Annotated in this window: 21 protein-coding genes and 1 riboswitch; of the genes, 10 read left to right on the top strand and 11 right to left on the bottom strand. The window is 39.7% G+C overall.

Annotated features, from left to right (window positions below; all coding sequences use genetic code 11):
• The 8 genes from VJ09_RS06740 to sdhB all read left to right on the top strand — a co-directional run bounded on the left by VJ09_RS06740 (position 1) and on the right by sdhB (position 8,471).
• A complete protein-coding gene (locus VJ09_RS06740; protein WP_052807261.1) occupies positions 1-420 on the top strand; it encodes an endonuclease domain-containing protein in 420 nt (139 codons plus the stop codon).
• A 104-nt stretch (positions 421-524) separates the two neighbouring features.
• Positions 525-1,214, top strand: coding sequence for a hypothetical protein (locus VJ09_RS06735; RefSeq protein ID WP_044640800.1), 690 nt, complete (start codon positions 525-527; stop codon positions 1,212-1,214).
• Positions 1,215-1,677: 463 nt separating this feature from the next.
• Positions 1,678-2,133 carry an IS200/IS605 family transposase gene (gene tnpA, locus VJ09_RS06730; protein ID WP_082050442.1) on the top strand — a complete coding sequence of 152 codons (456 nt, stop codon included), beginning with the start codon at positions 1,678-1,680 and terminating at the stop codon, positions 2,131-2,133.
• Positions 2,099-3,217: an RNA-guided endonuclease InsQ/TnpB family protein gene (locus tag VJ09_RS06725; protein WP_044640798.1), complete on the top strand. Its 1,119-nt coding sequence runs from the start codon at positions 2,099-2,101 to the stop codon at positions 3,215-3,217. The genes tnpA and VJ09_RS06725 overlap by 35 nt, the downstream gene beginning before the upstream one ends.
• Before the next feature lie 206 nt (positions 3,218-3,423).
• Positions 3,424-3,606, top strand: a riboswitch (Lysine riboswitch).
• 111 nt (positions 3,607-3,717) lie between these two features.
• Positions 3,718-4,935, top strand: coding sequence for an aspartate kinase (locus tag VJ09_RS06715; RefSeq protein WP_044640796.1), 1,218 nt, complete (start codon positions 3,718-3,720; stop codon positions 4,933-4,935).
• Between the two features lie 351 nt (positions 4,936-5,286).
• A complete protein-coding gene (locus VJ09_RS06710; protein WP_044641662.1) occupies positions 5,287-5,940 on the top strand; it encodes a succinate dehydrogenase cytochrome b558 subunit in 654 nt (217 codons plus the stop codon).
• Between the two features lie 18 nt (positions 5,941-5,958).
• Entirely contained in the window at positions 5,959-7,719 is a 1,761-nt protein-coding gene (gene sdhA, locus VJ09_RS06705) for a succinate dehydrogenase flavoprotein subunit (protein WP_044640795.1), read from the top strand.
• Positions 7,719-8,471 (top strand): succinate dehydrogenase iron-sulfur subunit, encoded by a 753-nt coding sequence (sdhB, locus tag VJ09_RS06700; protein WP_044640794.1) that lies wholly within the window; start codon positions 7,719-7,721, stop codon positions 8,469-8,471. Before sdhA ends, sdhB begins: the two co-directional genes overlap by 1 nt.
• 8 nt (positions 8,472-8,479) lie before the next feature.
• Here sdhB and VJ09_RS06695 read toward each other — a convergent pair whose 3' ends face one another.
• Both VJ09_RS06695 and VJ09_RS06690 read right to left on the bottom strand, forming a co-directional pair.
• Positions 8,480-9,730 (bottom strand): protein kinase domain-containing protein, encoded by a 1,251-nt coding sequence (locus tag VJ09_RS06695; protein WP_044640793.1) that lies wholly within the window; start codon positions 9,728-9,730, stop codon positions 8,480-8,482.
• A gap of 371 nt (positions 9,731-10,101) precedes the next feature.
• Entirely contained in the window at positions 10,102-11,022 is a 921-nt protein-coding gene (locus VJ09_RS06690) for a DUF1002 domain-containing protein (protein ID WP_052807260.1), read from the bottom strand.
• Positions 11,023-11,319: 297 nt separating this feature from the next.
• Here VJ09_RS06690 and VJ09_RS06685 point away from each other — a divergent pair, with 297 nt between their 5' ends.
• On the top strand, positions 11,320-12,234 hold the full coding sequence (locus VJ09_RS06685; protein WP_044640792.1) for a prenyltransferase: 915 nt from the start codon (positions 11,320-11,322) through the stop codon (positions 12,232-12,234).
• A 223-nt stretch (positions 12,235-12,457) separates the two neighbouring features.
• Here the strand turns inward: VJ09_RS06685 and VJ09_RS06680 are convergent, their stop codons facing one another.
• Positions 12,458-13,117: a nucleoside/nucleotide kinase family protein gene (locus tag VJ09_RS06680; RefSeq protein WP_044640791.1), complete on the bottom strand. Its 660-nt coding sequence runs from the start codon at positions 13,115-13,117 to the stop codon at positions 12,458-12,460.
• Positions 13,118-13,399: 282 nt separating this feature from the next.
• On the opposite strand from VJ09_RS06680, the gene VJ09_RS06675 reads away from it, so the two are divergent.
• The gene (locus VJ09_RS06675) at positions 13,400-14,200 is read left to right on the top strand and encodes an alpha/beta fold hydrolase (RefSeq protein ID WP_044640790.1); all 801 of its coding nucleotides are present in this window, start codon (positions 13,400-13,402) and stop codon (positions 14,198-14,200) included.
• 30 nt (positions 14,201-14,230) lie between these two features.
• On the opposite strand, the gene VJ09_RS06670 is transcribed toward VJ09_RS06675, so the two are convergent.
• The 8 genes from VJ09_RS06670 to VJ09_RS06645 all read right to left on the bottom strand — a co-directional run bounded on the left by VJ09_RS06670 (position 14,231) and on the right by VJ09_RS06645 (position 18,126).
• Entirely contained in the window at positions 14,231-14,674 is a 444-nt protein-coding gene (locus tag VJ09_RS06670) for a GNAT family N-acetyltransferase (protein ID WP_044640789.1), read from the bottom strand.
• Positions 14,675-14,769: 95 nt separating this feature from the next.
• A complete protein-coding gene (locus VJ09_RS18395) occupies positions 14,770-14,916 on the bottom strand; it encodes a hypothetical protein (RefSeq protein ID WP_154662349.1) in 147 nt (48 codons plus the stop codon).
• Between the two features lie 76 nt (positions 14,917-14,992).
• Positions 14,993-15,133, bottom strand: coding sequence for a hypothetical protein (locus VJ09_RS18390; protein WP_154662348.1), 141 nt, complete (start codon positions 15,131-15,133; stop codon positions 14,993-14,995).
• A 13-nt stretch (positions 15,134-15,146) separates the two neighbouring features.
• Entirely contained in the window at positions 15,147-15,647 is a 501-nt protein-coding gene (locus VJ09_RS06665) for a GNAT family N-acetyltransferase (protein WP_044640788.1), read from the bottom strand.
• A 57-nt stretch (positions 15,648-15,704) separates the two neighbouring features.
• Complete coding sequence (locus VJ09_RS06660) at positions 15,705-16,079, bottom strand: glycine-rich domain-containing protein (protein ID WP_044641660.1); 375 nt, start codon at positions 16,077-16,079, stop codon at positions 15,705-15,707.
• A gap of 78 nt (positions 16,080-16,157) precedes the next feature.
• Entirely contained in the window at positions 16,158-16,352 is a 195-nt protein-coding gene (locus VJ09_RS06655; protein WP_044640787.1) for a hypothetical protein, read from the bottom strand.
• Positions 16,353-16,740: 388 nt separating this feature from the next.
• Positions 16,741-17,523 carry a tetratricopeptide repeat protein gene (locus tag VJ09_RS06650; RefSeq protein ID WP_187118684.1) on the bottom strand — a complete coding sequence of 261 codons (783 nt, stop codon included), beginning with the start codon at positions 17,521-17,523 and terminating at the stop codon, positions 16,741-16,743.
• A 219-nt stretch (positions 17,524-17,742) separates the two neighbouring features.
• Positions 17,743-18,126, bottom strand: a complete 384-nt coding sequence (locus tag VJ09_RS06645) for a helix-turn-helix domain-containing protein (RefSeq protein WP_187118683.1) — start codon at positions 18,124-18,126, stop codon at positions 17,743-17,745.
• Between the last annotated feature and the right edge of the window lie 24 nt (positions 18,127-18,150).

The raw sequence follows: 18,150 nt of genomic DNA, 5'->3' as shown, positions 1-18,150 counted from the left end.
ATGGCCCCTTTTTGGCTAAAAGTGAAACGAGAATTTCAGTTTTGGAAGCGCCTGTTTACTTTTTTCGCTCAATGGAAACGAACGAGTAAACTACCAGATTGGCAACGTTTAAAGACAGAGAGCTATATTGAAGCCCGCTTGTATGATGCCTTGAAGCAAGCGGGTTACAATGTTCATGCACAATATCAGATCGCTGGATATGCGGTGGACTTGGTACTAAAAAAAGAACGGATTGCTATTGAATGTGATGGGGCCAACTATCATTCTAGCCCAGATCAAAAAAGGAATGATCGGAAGAAAACCAGAGTATTACGTAAGTATGGATGGAAGGTACTACGCTTTACTGGAAGGCAGATTAATCAAAATATAAACGGGGTACTAGAAAAGATCGCAAAGGAAGTGCTAGCACAAAAAGCATAGTGGGAAATTAGAACGAATTGTTTTCGGAATAATGGGAATGATGCTTGTATAGTAACATAGAAAAAGGTAAAATATGTCTATCATTTAAAGAGTAGGGATGTGGCATGAATCTGTCATCAGAGAAACTTGTAGAGATCCATTCTGCTTTAAAGGAACATGCAGAACGCTTGGATCATCTAACAAGGCAATTGGAGCAGATGGCAACCCGAGAAGAAGTGATGAAGGTTGCCGGTACGTTAGAAGGGATATCAGAAGAGTTTGCTGTAACGATAGAACAACGTGGAGAAGCAAATGACATGGTCCTAAAGTCGCTGATTGATGGATTAGAGCACCGCCAGTTTGCTCGGATGGAAATACTAGAGATACAGATTAGCAATCTGGAAGCGAGTCTCCAGAAGTTAGAAATTAGAATAGGCAATATTGAAACAAAAATAGAGGGTTTAGAGAGTTTATCCACAACTTTGGACTCTAAGATACATCTCATTGATAACAAAGTAGAGAGTCTCTCACATACAGTATTGGCAATGGCAGAGAATATAGACTTGGTTCAGAAAGAGATACATAAGATCGATCAATCCGTCAAGCTAAACATAGAGAAAACAGATGGGCGGATGGGACAGTTGGAAAGAAGACTGGACCGGATGGAACAGATGATCGAAACAGGTTTTGTATCGATGAATCAGAATTTAGTTACAGTGCAAGATTTGATGGTTGGATGGGTGACACGTCAGGAACAATTAGAATCAGAAGTAGAAGATCTAAAACGGAAAGTAGATAGGAAAGTGATTCAATAGCTAGACATACATTAGGACGGCACATTATATATTAGCCCAAGATGGGCTATTTTTTTATTATATTTAACACAATTCTAAATATATAGTAAGAAAAACCTGACAATCCTATTATTCCAATTAAAGTCAATAAGATTATTTGGTCAGAGTAAAACATACCTATAACAAACAATATAAAACAAACTAATGCTCCAATAAGATTAAATAATAGATTATTTTTTTTCAATTGATAGTATCTCCTCTCTATTTTAAAATTTATACGTTCTTTAAATTACCTGCTTTATTTTAAGATTTGCGAACGGGAATTCTCCCCATTTCAATGGGGTAGATGAAAGGGAGCATTGCTCGGTATCCCCCTTGTGGGGATGCTTAGAGCAATTTATTTTTTGCACTTTCCTCCTACTATATGTAATATAATTATCCTTATATGTTACTATATTTACCCTATTTTTGTCATACTATATGTATGAGTAAAAACACTGTAAAACACGCTAGGACTTGCGTGTATAATGTCAACTACCACATGGTATGGTCGGTGAAGTATCGTAGAGCCGTACTGGATCAAGAGATTGAAACGTATCTAAAAGTTATTTTTCAAGAGATTGCGGAGGAGAAAGGGTTTGAAGTAGCTATGATGGAGGTGGGAGAGCAAGACCACGTCCATGTCTTTGCTTCTGCTCATCCTAAAGTAGCTCCATCATACATTATGAAAATGTTGAAAGGTATTTCCGCTAGGAAGTTATTTCTAAAGTTCCCGAGGCTAAGAAATAAGTTATGGGGTGGTCATCTTTGGAATAGCAGCTTCTACATGGAAACCATTGGCTCTATTTCGGAAGAAACGATTCGTAAGTACATGGAAAATCAGAAAAAGAAAGGGGGAAAATCAAATGATGAAGTCGTACAAATTCAAGATAGAACCTAATCGGGTACAAATGGAACGAATCGAAACTACCTTGAATTTGTGTCGCTGGCTATACAATACAGCTTTGGAACAACGAAAGTTTTCTTATGAAAAACGTGGTATTTCCGTTAACTACAACATGCAACAGAATGAATTACCACGACTAAAGAAAGAGTTTCCAGAGTTCAAGCAGGTACAATCGCAAGTGTTACAGGACATTCTACGTCGTTTAGATAAAGCATTTAAAGGGTTTTTTCGTAGAATCAAAGTGGGAGAGAAAGCAGGATACCCACGCTTTCAAGGTAAAAACCGTTATGATAGCTTCACATACCCACAAAGTGGGTTTTCTCTTGATGGGAAATATCTGAAACTGTCTAAGATCGGTAATGTTCGCATCAAATGCCACAGACAAGTAGAAGGAAAGATCAAGACTTGTACCATCATCCGAAAAAACGGAAAGTACTATGCTTGTTTTTCCTGTGAAATCGAAACCATAACACACTCAACAGGGAAACAAGTCGGTGTTGATCTTGGTGTTAGACATCTTGCTATTACATCTGATGGAGAATTTTTCGAACACCCTAAGTATTTTAGAAAGTCAGAACGAAAACTAAAACGACTTCAGCGCATAGTATCTAAACGTAAGAAAGGTTCCAATCGTCGTAGAAAGGCTGTAGCTTTGCTTGCAAAGCTACATGAGTACATAGCAAATCAAAGAAAAGACATTGCCCATAAAATTAGTAGGTATCTAGTAGATCGCTATGATCTAATTGCCTTTGAAGATCTAAATATCAAAGGAATGGTCTTGAATCACAAATTAGCCAAAAGTATTGTGGATGCTGGATGGAATCAACTTGTACAGTTCACTTCCTACAAAGCAGAATATGCTGGTAAGCAAGTAATACAAGTGGACCCATACAACACGTCTCAGGCTTGCTCAAAATGTGGTCAGATCGTAAAAAAAGAACGAAAAGATAGAGTCCATAGTTGCTCTTGCGGTTATACAGAAGATAGAGATGTAAATGCGGCAAGAAACATACTACATAAAGCAGTTGGACATGTTCCAGCGCTAAAATGCGGACAGTTAGAACTAAACCTAATATAGGCATGGAACGTGCCTTCGTGGAGAATGCGACGTTGGTCGATTCAATGAATCGAGAAGCTGCCATTTCAATGGCGATGTAGTTCACTACTAACATATTGGAAAATCATTAATTTCAAATACCTATTTTTATCAGAATACAACGATGTTGATTATAAAAACAACGTATGATAAAATCGCTTCATCACTTAAACCAAATATATTTCTACCTGTGCGATAGAGGTCGCGGAAGACATCAGTACTCACTAGGAGGCGCGGAAGCCGATGATTAGGGAGGAAAGGGTACTTTCGCCGAAGTCAGATCCATACTCCGCTATGTTTCTGATTGGGGTCGTTACCGAAGAGGACGGCACTGTCACAAAGCTTTTGTTTTGTGGAGCACTATACATGGGAGAGAAGAAGGACGTCCAGACCCAGCCTCTTTTCTTTCGCTGTGGTCTTTTTGTTATGTTCTTTTGCTGTTCTAGTGACTGGTAGAAGTTCAGGAGATGGAGGAAAGCAAGATGAGCGTCGTCGTAATGAAATTTGGAGGAACTTCTGTAGCAGATGTAGATCGAATTAGGAAAGTTGCTAGTAGAATTCAAAAGAGCTTAGAAGCAGGAGAACATCCTGTAGTTGTTGTATCGGCAATGGGTAAAACCACAGATGATCTCATTGGTTTAGCCAAACAAATTAGTACCAAACCTTCAGCCCGTGAGATGGATATGCTTGTGACGACGGGAGAACAAGTGACGATCTCGTTACTTGCTATGGCACTACAAGAGGTTGGGGTTCTAGCGAGATCATTAACCGGATGGCAAGCGGGAATTCATACGGAAGCGGTACATGGAAAAGCCAAAGTAAGTGAAGTAGATACTTCCACATTAGCAGAGGTGATCGTGGAAGGTGCTGTCCCGATTGTAGCAGGTTTCCAAGGGATTACCGATACCGGAGAGATTACGACACTTGGTCGCGGAGGATCGGACACAACAGCGGTGATTTTAGCTGCAGCTCTCCAAGCAGACCGTTGTGAAATTTATACAGATGTGAATGGTGTTTATACAGCGGACCCTAGATACATTCCTACTGCTCAAAAGATGAGCGAGATCTCCTATCAAGAGATGCTAGAATTGGCTCATTTGGGTGCGGGAGTCCTTCATCCAAGATCGGTAGAATGTGCATTAGTACATGGAGTGAACTTGGTAGTCCGTTCTAGTTTTGTAGAGGAACCTGGTACAGATATCGTGGAGGTAGAAAAAATGGAGACAACTTTACAAGTTAGAGGAATTGCACATGATCTGGAAGTAGCGAGAATGACCGTATTTGGTCTGCCAAATCGGGAGAATACATTGGCACAGCTGTTTCAAACTTTGGCGGATGCCCATATTAATGTGGACATGATTGGTCTGAGTGAACATGCAGAAGAACGAGTTGATATCTCATTTAGTTTGGCAGAAGAAGAGTCAGATCAAGCACGAGAGATCTTAGAACAAAACAAGGAAGTTTTAGAGTATCAGCGATTAGAAGCTGAAATGGGACTTGCTAAGGTATCAGCAGTTGGGGTAGGGATGATGACTCGTCCAGGAGTAGCAGCTCAAATTTTTCAGACGTTAAGTAGTGCTGGGGTTCGAATCAAAATGGTCACCACATCGGAGATTAAAGTTTCTTGTTTAGTAGAGCAAGAACTTGCATTAACAGCAGCAAAAGAACTACACAGAGTGTTTGGATTAGATTCCATTTAAAGATGGAAGGAAAGGAAGGAAAGACCAAGAAGTCTGGCTACTGAAAGCTATCCAAAAGAAGAGAACAGGGTCTGTCCATGTTAGTCTAAGAAAAATGCTACTAAGTTCAGAAAAAGGAACAGTAGCATTTTTCGATGATTTTTTTGAAAACATAGAGTATTAGTCCCCTTCTTCTTATTTTGAAGTGCCATTCTCAAAATCTCCCATTGTGGCGATTCCTTGACGCTTCTAAAGATGGGGAGTAAAATAGGAGACGTCGAAGAAGCGTATATATTGTCTATTTTTGACAGTAGCGAAAACGCTTTCCTATTTACTAGGAAAATTGCGAATTGGTCGCGAGATTGGAGGCGTATGATGGGCAGTCAGTTCATGAATCGTAGGCTGCATTCACTACTTGGTGTAATACCAGTAGGATTTTTTTTACTCGAGCACTTGTATACCAACTTCCAAGTTACCAAAGGTTCGGACGCTTTTGTCGAACAAGTTGAGTGGCTATGGGGGCTACCATTACTTCCTGTGTTAGAAATACTATTTATTTTCTTGCCACTTCTCTACCATGCAGTTTACGGTACGTACATTGCGTTTCAAGCACAACATAACGTGAATCGTTTTGGCACCTTCCGTAACTACATGTTCCTTCTACAACGTATCACTGGTGTGTTAACCTTCGTCTACATTATTTATCATGTTTGGTCTACTAGAATTGCGATAATGTTTGTAGATGCTGCATCAGATACTGCGAAGGCTCAAGAGTTGGCTAATATCACGGCACAGCATTTGTCTAGTCCAATTGTTCTCACTATTTATATCATTGGTTTGATTGGAGCAGTATTCCATTTCAGTAATGGTATGTGGTCGTTCCTCGTGAGCTGGGGTGTGACTGTAGGACCTCGCGCTCAGCTAGTTTCCTCGTATGTTTGGGGAGTAGCATTTCTCGTAATCTCCTACATCGGCGTGCGTGCGTTATGGGCTTTCCACCATCTCCCCGTCACGGCGATGCAGTAGAAGGGAGCACAAACTTACATGAATGAAAAAATAATTATCGTCGGAGGAGGATTAGCAGGACTTTCCGCAGCGCTCAAAGCAGCAGAATCTGGCGCACGGGTTCAGCTATTCTCCATCGTTCCTGTGAAACGTTCTCACTCTGTTTGTGCACAAGGTGGGATTAACGGTGCAGTAAATACCAAAGGGGAAGGAGATTCTCCTTGGGAGCACTTTGACGACACGATTTATGGTGGAGACTTCCTTGCCAACCAACCTCCAGTAAAAGCGATGGCAGAAGCAGCACCAGGAATTATCTATATGATGGATCGCATGGGTGTTCCGTTTAACCGTACTCCAGAAGGCCTTATCGATTTCCGCCGTTTTGGAGGAACAAAACACCATCGTACCGCATTTGCTGGTGCAACCACTGGTCAACAATTGCTATATGCATTAGATGAGCAAGTTCGCCGCTATGAAGCAGAAGGCCGAGTAGAGAAATTTGAACACTGGGAATTTCTCTCGATCATCAAAGATGAGGAAGGACGTTGCCGTGGGATCGTAGCCCAAAATCTACGTACTGGCGAAGCAAAAGCATTCCCGGCGGATGCAACGATTCTTGCTACTGGTGGTCCCGGAATTATCTTTGGAAAATCGACTAACTCCATGATTAATACAGGTACTGCAGCATCGGCTGTTTACCAACAAGGTGTTTACTACGCTAATGGAGAGTTCATCCAAGTTCACCCTACTGCAATTCCAGGAGACGATAAGTTACGCCTTATGTCTGAGTCGGCTCGTGGAGAAGGTGGTCGTGTTTGGACTTATAAAGACGGAAAACCTTGGTATTTCCTAGAAGAAAAATATCCAGAGTACGGTAACTTAGTTCCTCGTGATATCGCTACCCGGGAGATCTTCAATGTCTGCGTAGATCAGAAGCTTGGGATCAATGGGGAAAACATGGTTTATCTAGACCTTTCCCACAAAGATCCAAAAGAGCTCGATATCAAATTGGGTGGTATTATCGAGATCTATGAGAAGTTCATTGGAGAGGACCCACGGAAAGTTCCAATGCGTATTTTCCCAGCGGTTCACTACTCCATGGGTGGACTATGGGTTGATTTCAACCAAATGACCAACATTCCAGGGCTATTTGCTGCTGGTGAGTGTGAGTATCAGTATCATGGTGCGAACCGTTTGGGTGCGAATTCCTTGCTTTCTTGTATTTATGGTGGTCTCTTAGCAGGACCAAAAGCGATTGAGTATGTTCGTGGGTTGGATAAATCTGCAGACGATCTCGATACAAGCTTGTATACCCAACATGAACAAGCGGAGCAAACCAAATACGAGAACCTCTTTAAAATGGAAGGCACGGAAAATGCATATGTCATTCACAAAGAGTTGGGCGAATGGATGACGGATAACGTAACCGTAGTTCGTTTTAACGATCGACTCAAGAAAACGGATGACAAAATCCAAGAACTAATGGAACGTTACAAAAATATCAATATGATTGATTCCAGTAAATGGAGCAACCAAGCAGCACCATTTACCCGTCATCTTTGGAACATGCTACAACTGGCACGAGTGATTACCATCGGTGCACTCAATCGGAATGAATCCCGTGGTGCTCACTACAAGCCAGATTTCCCAGATCGTAATGATGAAGAATGGCTCAAAACGACCAAAGCGAAGTTTACGGAAGAAGGTCCTGTCTTTGAATATGAAGATGTGGATACTTCTCTGATCAAACCTCGCCCACGCCGCTATGACGTAGCTAAAAAGACTGGAGGGACAGCATAATGAGTGAACAACGTGTGATTCGGCTGATCGTGACTCGCCAAGATGATGCGAACAGCGAGCCATATCAAGAAGAATTTGCCGTCCCTTACCGTAAAAACATGAACATTATCTCTGCATTGATGGAGATTCAACGAAACCCTGTCAATACAAAAGGTGAGACGGTAGCTCCAATCCAGTGGGAGTCCAACTGCCTAGAAGAAGTTTGTGGTGCTTGTTCGATGGTTATCAATGGTCGTCCACGCCAAGCATGTACTGCCCTTATTGATAGTCTAGAGCAACCAGTTCAAGTAGAGCCGATCAAGACATTCCCGGTACTACGTGACTTGGTAGTAGATCGTGGTCGTATGTTCGATGCTCTCAAAAAAGTGAAAGCTTGGATCCCGATCGATGGTACTCATGATTTGGGCCCAGCACCTCGTCAATCCGAAAGTGAACAACAATGGCGCTATGAGCTTTCCAAATGTATGACTTGTGGTGTTTGTTTGGAGGCTTGTCCAAACGTCAACCAAACTGCTACCTTTATTGGACCATTTGCTGTAGGGCAAGTTGCGATGTTCAACGCTCATCCAACCGGTGCAATGAACAAAGAAGAACGTACAGAAGCGCTCATCTCGGAAGGCGGTTTGCAAGAGTGCGGGAACTCTCAAAACTGTGTTCAAGCATGTCCAAAAGGAATCCCACTCACTACTGCGATCGCTACAATGAACCGTGAAGCTTCCAAACACTTATTCAAAAAATGGCTCTCTTTCTAATATAAGATTCAAAGTGAAAGCCTTTCGGACATGTTCAACATGTCCGAAAGGCTTTTTGTTTGCTTTGAGCAAAAAAAGAAACAAAATTTAGGTCGTTCTGGATCAGGTGGCGGATTAGTTGGAGGTTTTGGATCTATTGGCGGTGGATCAGTTGGCTTTGGTAGCGTATCAGGTAATGATGGTTTGGAATTAGTAGAAGGTTTTGTTGGCTTGGTCTGTACTGGTTTCGGGACAATTTGTTTGGATTTACTTGCATCAGGAGAAGGTCCTTCACTCGGATTCATACTATCTTCTCCTTGCAAACTAGGATTTTTGGATTGATTAGAATTGGAGCCAGTACCAGATTTTTCTACTATAGGAACTCGGTCAATCTCCTCTTGATCTGCTAAACCTATCAGTGGTATCGAAGCGATTAGAACGGCAGCTGAGATAGCTCCTCCTATGATCCAAGGAAGTTTAATAGGAAGCTTTCGTTCTTTGCCCATTAATTTGCTGATAGCGCGGCGAGCTGCTTTAGCGGATTGAAAACGCTTACTAGGCCGCTCGTCTAGCAATTTTGTTAACAGAGCCAACAGTTTGTTGTCTTTTGTGAGATTCTTGGGATGACCTCCATTTGGTTCTTGATTAGGAAAAGACCCTGATACGGCCCGATATAAAATGACCCCCAAAGCATAGAGATCGCTCTGGACGGTACCTTTTTCTCCACGTAGTTGTTCAGGAGATTGATAATGAACTGCAAAAGGAGCTTGCTTTTTATAGGATAGTATGTTTAAACCTGCTTGTTCCTCCTTAGATAAAGCCATGGGAACTTTCAACTCAACTGGCTGAGTAGGAGTATAGTAGATGGAAGCAGAACACAAATTTCCATGAGTTAATCCCTGATTATGCAATGCCTCCAGTAAGAAGGTGATCTCATAAGCTACTTGGAGAGATTCTTCTCGTGATAGAACTTGATTTAAGCCAATATACTCTTCTAACGAGATCGCGCTACATTTGCTCCAAACTTGGTAACAGATTGTCTTACTAGACTCTAAATAAATTGGTTTGACAATGTTAGGAATTTGGAGCGATTGAAGCATTTCTCCATTAAGTAAAAATTGCTCTCGAATCGCTTTTTGCACCGCATATCTAGGCTGTAGGATTTCTACGATTACTTCCTCATCCGTTTCCGTATCTTTTGCTAAATACAAGTGAGTTAGTTCCTCGTCAGCCAACAGCTGGAGAAGCTGATATCGATTATTGCGTAATTGAAAGTTCAAATAAGTGCCTCCTTAGCCGATAAATAAAGTATTTTATTTGTAGATGGTTTCAAAGGATAGTTAATATAATAGGATCTATTTATTTATTATATATATAGCTTGTTGCATTAATCCAAGTTAAGCGTAGGCGCGCCACCGGTTTTCTCGCTTCCGCCTGTCCTGCCTGTCCTGAGGGATCTGCTCCGACTCCCTACCGCTCATAGTCGCATCTCAAAAGGGGAAAACCTCTGGCTTTGGTTTCATTATGCAACAAGCTCTATATAGAAAGACAACAATGATTGTGCCTTTTCTATAACAATATCAATTGAGAACCTACTTGGATAAAAAAAGAGTCGCAATCCAGAATTGGATTGGACTCTTTTTTATTTAGATTAGACGAGGCGTGATCCTGGAATCAACGCTTTAAAGAAACCACCGATGGCATTAAAGATATCTCCTAGCCATTCTAGGATGGTATCGATAAATCCTTCTGCTTCTTCACTGTTCAAGATACTTTGTAGATCTCCGCTTAGTTTGGAGATTTGATCTGTGAGTTGGTCTACATCAATGTTTAGGCTAGAGAATCCTTCGGAGAAGGTAACTAGTTGATTGATGGTAGTTTGGTTAAGGGTGATATCCATATCATTCGAGATGTTAATAATGATATCTCTGTAATCTGCTGGTGTTTCTGGTTTCTCTTGCGCGATCTCTTCTTTTAGCTTGTTCATGAATTGAGCAGCTTTGTTTGGATCTTTAATCTGCTCAGAAATAGTTTGAGTCTGTACCAACTCTTGGTTTGCTACTTGTTTTTGCTCTTCTGAGATCTTGGTTCCCGTTGCTTGCTCAAACGCTTTAATGATACCAGTCAAAGCAGCAGTACCTGATACTTTAAAAGGAGCTGTGATGAAGATGTCAACATCTTTCACTCCTGCGGTAATAACAGCATTAGCGTACATAGCATTGGTAATGCTGCTGATTTTGTCAGTCGTTTTGATCGAGACACCTTTGTTTTTCTCGGAGATGACAATTTTTGCTGAAGAGAGTGCACGAGTACCAATGGTAGCCGCTGGCATATATTTTCCTAAGTATTGATGTTCTTCTTCGTTGGTTACTTCGACAATTTTATCTACGTCGTTCTCAGATGCAAAGCCCATCTCATTCAAGATTTGTTGGCGTTGCTGAGGAGTTAAATCTTTTCCTAATGTTACAATTGTTTCGCCTACTACCGCATCGGCAGAGACAGCTGTTGGAAGTAGCATAGCAAAAGCTAGGGTACTAATTGCGACCCAACGCAGTTTTTTCCAAAGTTTCACGGTCTAAAAAACCCCCTTGGTTTTTACCATTACAATAAATGATGGCATGAGTTATCTAGATAAAATTAGATAAACCCAATCCTATTTTACCGTTTTTCAATCGTGCTGTGAACATAAATTTCTGGAAGATCTAGCCTATTCAATTGCTCAACCCTCATTGGGGACTGATTCTAGTGGTATAAAACTGATTCACTTGGGTTATTGGTATATTTTTCAATAGATTTCAAGTGATGGTTTCTGGTGTTACCCTATTATAATAGAGTTTGTGAAAAATATCTCAAGAAAAGAGTGCGCATAATGAATAATGTTATTTCGATTCTAAAAGTATCACGTGCCTATGTCTTACCAGTTATGATACTTCCGGTTCTGCTAGGGGCACTTGGGGCTTATGTTTATAATGATATATTTCATCCATTTCTTCTATTACTTACTTTGATCGGTGCAGCTAGTGCACATCTATTTTCCAACCTTATTAACGACCTTTGGGATTATCGAAATGGAGTAGATGTAGTGGCAAGTAATAGAGAGGTGGTGTCGACCCATTCGGGAGTTTTGGCACAAGGAACCTGGTCCGAAAAGAGATTCAGCCAACTCACATGGTGCATGTTTGCAGTGGCACTTGCTTGTGGAGTTATTCTAAGTATCTTAACTGGTTGGTGGGTGCTACTATTTGGAGCACTAGGAGCTTTCATCGCTTATTTTTATGTTGCACCACCAATCAAATTTGGCTATAGAGGCAAAGGGTATAGTGAGATTGGGATTCTGATTGCCTTTGGTGTATTACCAGTTATGGGATCTTTTTATGTACAGACAATGCAACTAGATTATCGCGCTCTATTGTTGTCCCTTCCTATTGGGATCTTGACTACCTTGATCCTGTTTAACCATCACTTCCTTCATTGGCAAACAGACCAAGAATCTGGAAAGCGAACGATAGTAGTGGTTTGGGGAGAGAAAAAGGCATTACGTTTCTCTCGGTATATGGCGATGTTGGCTTATCTAACCTTGTTCTTATGCATTGCGCTAGGTGCATTGCCTATCTATTCTCTAGTAGCACTGATCTCGATTCTTCCGCTATATCGGGTCTATCGACAGCTACAAGATACCAATCGCTCTGAAGCTTATTTGCCACTCATGGATGCCGCACTAAAAGCGACGATGATCTGTGGTGCGATTATGTGTGTTTGTTTGTTGATAGAGGGACTTATATAATATAGATGAAATCATAGAGAAACCTTGGTGGTGATCAATTATCCGCCAAGGTTATATTTTCAAGATATTTGTTATAAGAGGTTGTTGCATTAATCTTAATTAGACGTAGGCTCGCCGCCGGTTTTCCCCTTTCGATCTGCTCCGGCTCCCTACGCTCATAGTCGCATTTCAAAAGGGGAAAACTTCTGGCTTGAGGCTAATTATGCAACATGCTCTATAAGATTTAATTGACAAAATCCGGGTTATGTAAATCATTATTGTTAATAACCACATCTGCCTTAAATTGAGGTTTATGTTCATCTAAATAGATTTTTGACGCTGCGTGATACCTTTTAATAAACATTTCTTCCGCTTTTTCATAACTTCCAAAAGTTTGTTTTTCTCGTTGAGCACCTCTTTTTCTAGCTAATTCAAAGTCAGTATCAACGAATATTCTAAAATCATATAGGTCACATAAATGTTTCTTAAATAAAAAGGTTCCATCTACAATTAAAATCATGTCCTTACTCGCTAATTGTATATGTGGTTCAACATATTCATCTGTTGCTAAGTCTAAAGAAGTTGTTTGATAATGAAAGTCTCCTGCTGGTCCTAAAGGAATTAAAAGCTTTTGTTTAAAGGATTCATAATCATGAGCATCCTCGTAATAGCCAAGAGCTGATTCCTTCCCTTGTTTGTAACGAATAGACCTTGGATTATGAAAATGATCTATACTTGTTCTAATAACATTCTTGTTTCTACTTTGAAGTTCCGTAGCAAGTTCGTTGGCAAGTGTTGTTTTTCCAGAAGATGTAATTCCGCTAATCCCTACTCGAATGGGATGGTTTGTTTTTAAACCTAATATTTTATTTGCTATTACAGAAATAAGTTCTCTCCTTAACATGTATTCTCCTTTCAAAACATAAGTTTCTGTATTTTTCTACTTATAATATAAAAAACCTCTTCAACTAACTTGACCGTCTAGTTACAGAAATTCTTACATTACACCACCAAAGACCAATCTTTTTTCTCCAATTGTATTACTTAGAAAACTCGTTCTGGATCTGTCCCAACTTTTCGAGGAAGATTTGTCTACATCGCGATATCAAGGTTTTGTTTAGGTCTTTTAGTCTACTAAAGCATGATAAAATATTTTAAAAGCGATAACAATAAGGTAGGAGTTACGATGACATTATATTATGAAGAGTATGGAAACAAAGAAGCCCCCATGATTGTCTTTTTACATGGCGGTGGTGTTAGTGGTTGGATGTGGGATCAGCAAGTACATCATTTTTCGAATTACCATTGTCTAGTACCGACTCTTCAAGGTCATGGCAAGCGAAATAAAGAAACGACTTTTTCCATCAACAGCTGTGCAAAGGAAATCATTGACTTAATCGAGGAAAAGGGAGCTGGAAAGGATGTTACGCTAGTTGGCTTTTCTTTAGGTGCACAAGTAGCGATCGAGATACTTGGTTTAGCTCCCGATCTTATTCGCTATGCGGTTATCAATAGTGCCCTCGTCATGCCGATGTCCATGCGAATGATCAACTACATGGTAACACCAACAATCAAACTGACTGCTGGACTTGCAAAAAACAGGATATTTTCGAGAATTCAAGCGAAGGAACTATATATTGGCGATGATACCTTTGAAACATACTATCAAGAGAGTGCCAATATGAATGCCAATACCCTTGTTGAAATACTTCGAGAAAACCTTCGGTATGATCTGCCGCCTAACTTCAGTGACTGTACAGCGAAAATATTAGTCACAGTAGGAGAAAAAGAGAAAAGCATCATGAAGAAATCGGCAGTGAAGATTGCAAATAGTAATACGAATAGTAAGTGTGTGGTAGTACCAAACATAGGTCATGGCTTTTCGTTTGCGGACAGTATGTTATTTAACCAAACGGTAGAAGCTTGGATCACAGATGGGGATTTGCCGATTGAGAAGTTAAAAGTATGGGATGATGAAGGGAAATAGATATCAGCTTTGAGTTTCTGCTTTGTTTCTTTACTTCGCTATTTTTTTGTACATCAATTTGTGTGGCCCGATTGGGTTAATCTCGAATACTTTCCCATGTTCACTTAATCCTAGTTTTTGATAGTAGTTACTTACAGAAGTTCGTGCATTACACCACCATAGCTGAGCCCCTCTTTTTTTCAGTAGCGTTTCAGCATATTGGATCAAGGAGCTACCTGCTTTTTGATTTCGATATTCCTCCAGCGTAGCCATTCCTCTTAGACGGTATTGTAAATCTGTATTAAAACAGTCGTTTGTTTCACAGTAGAAAGATGCGATACTTATTAGCTTGCCGTCTAGAAATGCCCCTAAGTGAAATGAATCCTTTTGATGATCTGTATCGTATTGGCATGTTTCGATTGGTTGGTTTGGTCGTAAGACTTTATGTCGAATTGGATAGGTGTCTTCAGGAGTGATGGTTTTGATTTTGAGCATTTATCATAGCCTCCTTTGGATATATGATACTATAAGAAAATAAATAGGTATTTTTCCCGTTGTGGAAAGTTATAAAGTTATATGCATGTTCACTACTAAGTTCGTCTCTGGCGTAAAGTTCCAGCAATCCGAAGGGATGTCTGGTTACTAAGTGGAGAGATTTGCTCTAGAAAATTTAACTCTTTGAGGTCTTTATCTTGCACAACCAAGTACTGAACGAGGACGATGAGAGCTTTTACCAAACGTATTCATCCTGATACTTTTTTCCCGAGTGTCTGCTTCTTTTAGAGGGATTTTTTCTATTTCATTAGGTGAGTATTAATAATACCAATCATCATCATCATAAATGACTATCTCGACACTAGTACTGATTTTATCCATACATTCATCGCAAACACCAGTAAACCCATCTACTTCTGATTCCGTCCCGGTTCGTCTACCACACTCATTACACACCAAGCAAAATCATCCTTTATGTTAGAATTTTCCCCATGTAAAGCTCATCTACATATTCTCGCCCAACTAACAACGATTCACGTCTAACCCCTTCTTTTGCAAATCCAAAATTCTCATAGAGGTGTATGGCGTTGTTATTGTGAGACATAACAGTGAGTTCGATTCTGTGCATGTTACTATTGGAAGCCCAGTCTATTGCAAAAGACATAAGTGTTTTTCCTAATCCTTGGTTACGAAATGGTTCCTCCAGAGCAATAACCAAAGTAGCTGTACTGGAATTTCTCTTACAAAAACCTCCCATTAGAGCAATATGACCAACAATTGCTTTGTTTTGCTCAGCGATGATAATGGTCTGATTGCTTTTACTAATGATTTGATTCAATCTCGCTCGTTGGGTAGATTCATTCATGTTTCTTTCACCAGGTTCAAACAATAGAAAAGTTGTTTCTGAATCTAGGGCAGATAAATGTCTGTTGAATTCTTTTGCATTATTTTCATTGATTTCTCGAATAACCATTGTGTCCTCCTGTGTAGAAAAAAGTAAGAACCTCAAAAGAGGTTCTATAGATCAGATTTAATTATCGTAAAAGCCACCCCAAATTGCTGTACAAAAGTTTCGGTATTCCTCAGTGTGAAGAATAAAAAAATGCCAATACATATCTACTGGACCACTTGGGGCATGTGTCACTCCTGGTCGAATTAATGTAAGGGCTACAAATTTTCTGAACTCCTGTTCGATGTTGTGAGCAATTTCCCTATCTGCTTTGCCAAAATGTTTCACAATAGGGTAAATCTGCTCTGCTGAAAATTTTCTACCTTCTTTATGATGTTCATCTGTGAAATTATCGGTTAGAAAACTTAAATCATAGTTTTTTAGCTCTTCCAACTTTTCTCTTGTTGAATGGGAAACATTAAGCAAATCTAATGTCTGCTCAGAAATGGTTAACATGTAAATCCTCCATTTCCGATTAGATTATGATACAAAGGGAGAAGTGAATCCCCCCGTTGTATCATTGTCTTAAGTGAACTAGCTTTTAGATACTTCGCTTTTTGTTGGAATAAAACCAGAGTAGGAGTCGCCGCAAGTGTCGTCTTGTTCAGGCCAATACTGAACGTCCACATGGCCAAATACTTTTAGATAAAGATCTCTAGTTTCGCCATAAGCATCACGCATAGCTGATCGTGTGTCATTGTTGGCAGGATAATGATCTCTGAATCTCATGTATTTCCCCCCAATCTGTTTGGTATGCCTTAATTATAAAGAGTTTGAAAGGGGTTATCATTATTTGTATACTCTAAATATTCTGCCCTGTGATTCTTAGAGTTTGTGTCTACTTTTGCGGATAAAATTAACACTTAGCTTGTTGCATTAATCCAAGTTAAACGTAGGCGCGCCACCGGTTTTCCCGCTTATGATCTGCTCCGGCTCCCTATCGCTCATAGTCGCATCTCCAAAGGGGAAAACCTTTGGCTTAGGGCTAACTATGCAACATGCTCAACACTGATAAATTATCTTGGAAATTCCAATAATAAGAAGATATTTTGCGATTTTCTATTTAAGAGATAACAAAAAAAGACCACGAAAAATTTGTGGTCTTTTACCAAATGCCTTATCTAGCTTGATCTGGTGGGTCACTCTCAAGACGGTACATAGAAAATGCACCTCCTCTTTTTTTCTTTCGTAATTGTACATCAAGACGGAAAGAATTTTCTAGATACTTAATAAACTTTCCTTTGTCTATTTTTTGTGTACATTGTCCTAATTGTACAAGAATATCTTTTTTTATCGCATCTTGATCAAGTTTTTTTGCAAATTCAAATGCTTGTATTAGAACGCTTTCTGCTTCTTTAGGGTGATCAATCGAAAGATAATACTCACCAAGTGCACTGAAGGCTGCAACACTCCTGAACATATCTTTACCACACAGTTTAGTAGCTGTTTCAAGATACTTCTTTGCTTTTTTCTTATCTGATTGAGATAAATATAATATACCTAACTGAGTGTTGGTGGTAATAAGTAGGTATTTCTTCTTCACTCTTTCTTCTAAACTGAGGGCTAATAAGTAACTCTTCTCTGCATCATCATATTTACCTAGGTTTATGCAGATATCTCCTAGAACTGTTAAGAGTTCAACAAGACAATCAAAAGAGGAGTTCCATCTGGCTAACTGGATTCCTTGAGAAGCCCAATCACGTGCTTTTTCATGCAATCCTTGTACATTTAAGATATTGGATTGTATTTCATACATATTGAGTCGTACATCCATTTTAGATATTTTCTCTTCTTCTTCCCACAAAATATCTAAAACATTTTGAGCATCCTCGTAACATTCCAACTTTTCCAAATACGATGCTTTTGATACTAGTAAGGTGTGCAGAGCATCAGGACGCAACCCTTCTGGATCAAACTTTTCAATTCCTAAATTGGAGTAGTAAACAGCATTATTCAGATCTCCATCTCGAAACAGGCAGATTCTCCCCAAATCTTTAAAAGCTAAAGATTTTATATTAGTGTAGGTTAATTCAGGATGCTCATCAACTACAGCTATGGCTTTTGCAAATTCTTTCTCTGATCGTTGCCAGTTTTCCTTACCATAGTAACAAAGTCCTTTTTAGTAATGTATTTTGGCTTGTATCTTCGGCAAGTGGTTACTTTCGACACCTAGACTTTTTAAATCTGACAATGCGAACTCAAATTTTTTGGTGTCAATACGTGTTTCGATGAAAAACAGCTTTCTTTCTAGATCTTCTAGTTTGGCTTTCTCATCCTGGATAAAAATATTTAAATGATCTTCTACTGAGACAGAGAGTTTTTCACATAAATACTCGATCTTGTCTAATTTGACATTGCTTAAACCACGCTCTATGTTACTGATGGTAGATACGGAGATTTCGCTATCTGCTAGGTCTTCCTGTCTTAGATTTGCTTGTTTTCGCTTTTGTTTTAGCAAATCACCGAGTTTTTTGTAGTCTTGTGGATCTAAAATTTTTTTCACCTTCCTTTGCGATTCTACTCCACG

The organism is Risungbinella massiliensis (genome assembly GCF_000942395.1).
Taxonomy (GTDB): Bacteria; Bacillota; Bacilli; order Thermoactinomycetales; family Thermoactinomycetaceae; genus Risungbinella; species Risungbinella massiliensis.
This window is presented reverse-complemented; position numbering and strand designations above follow the sequence as displayed.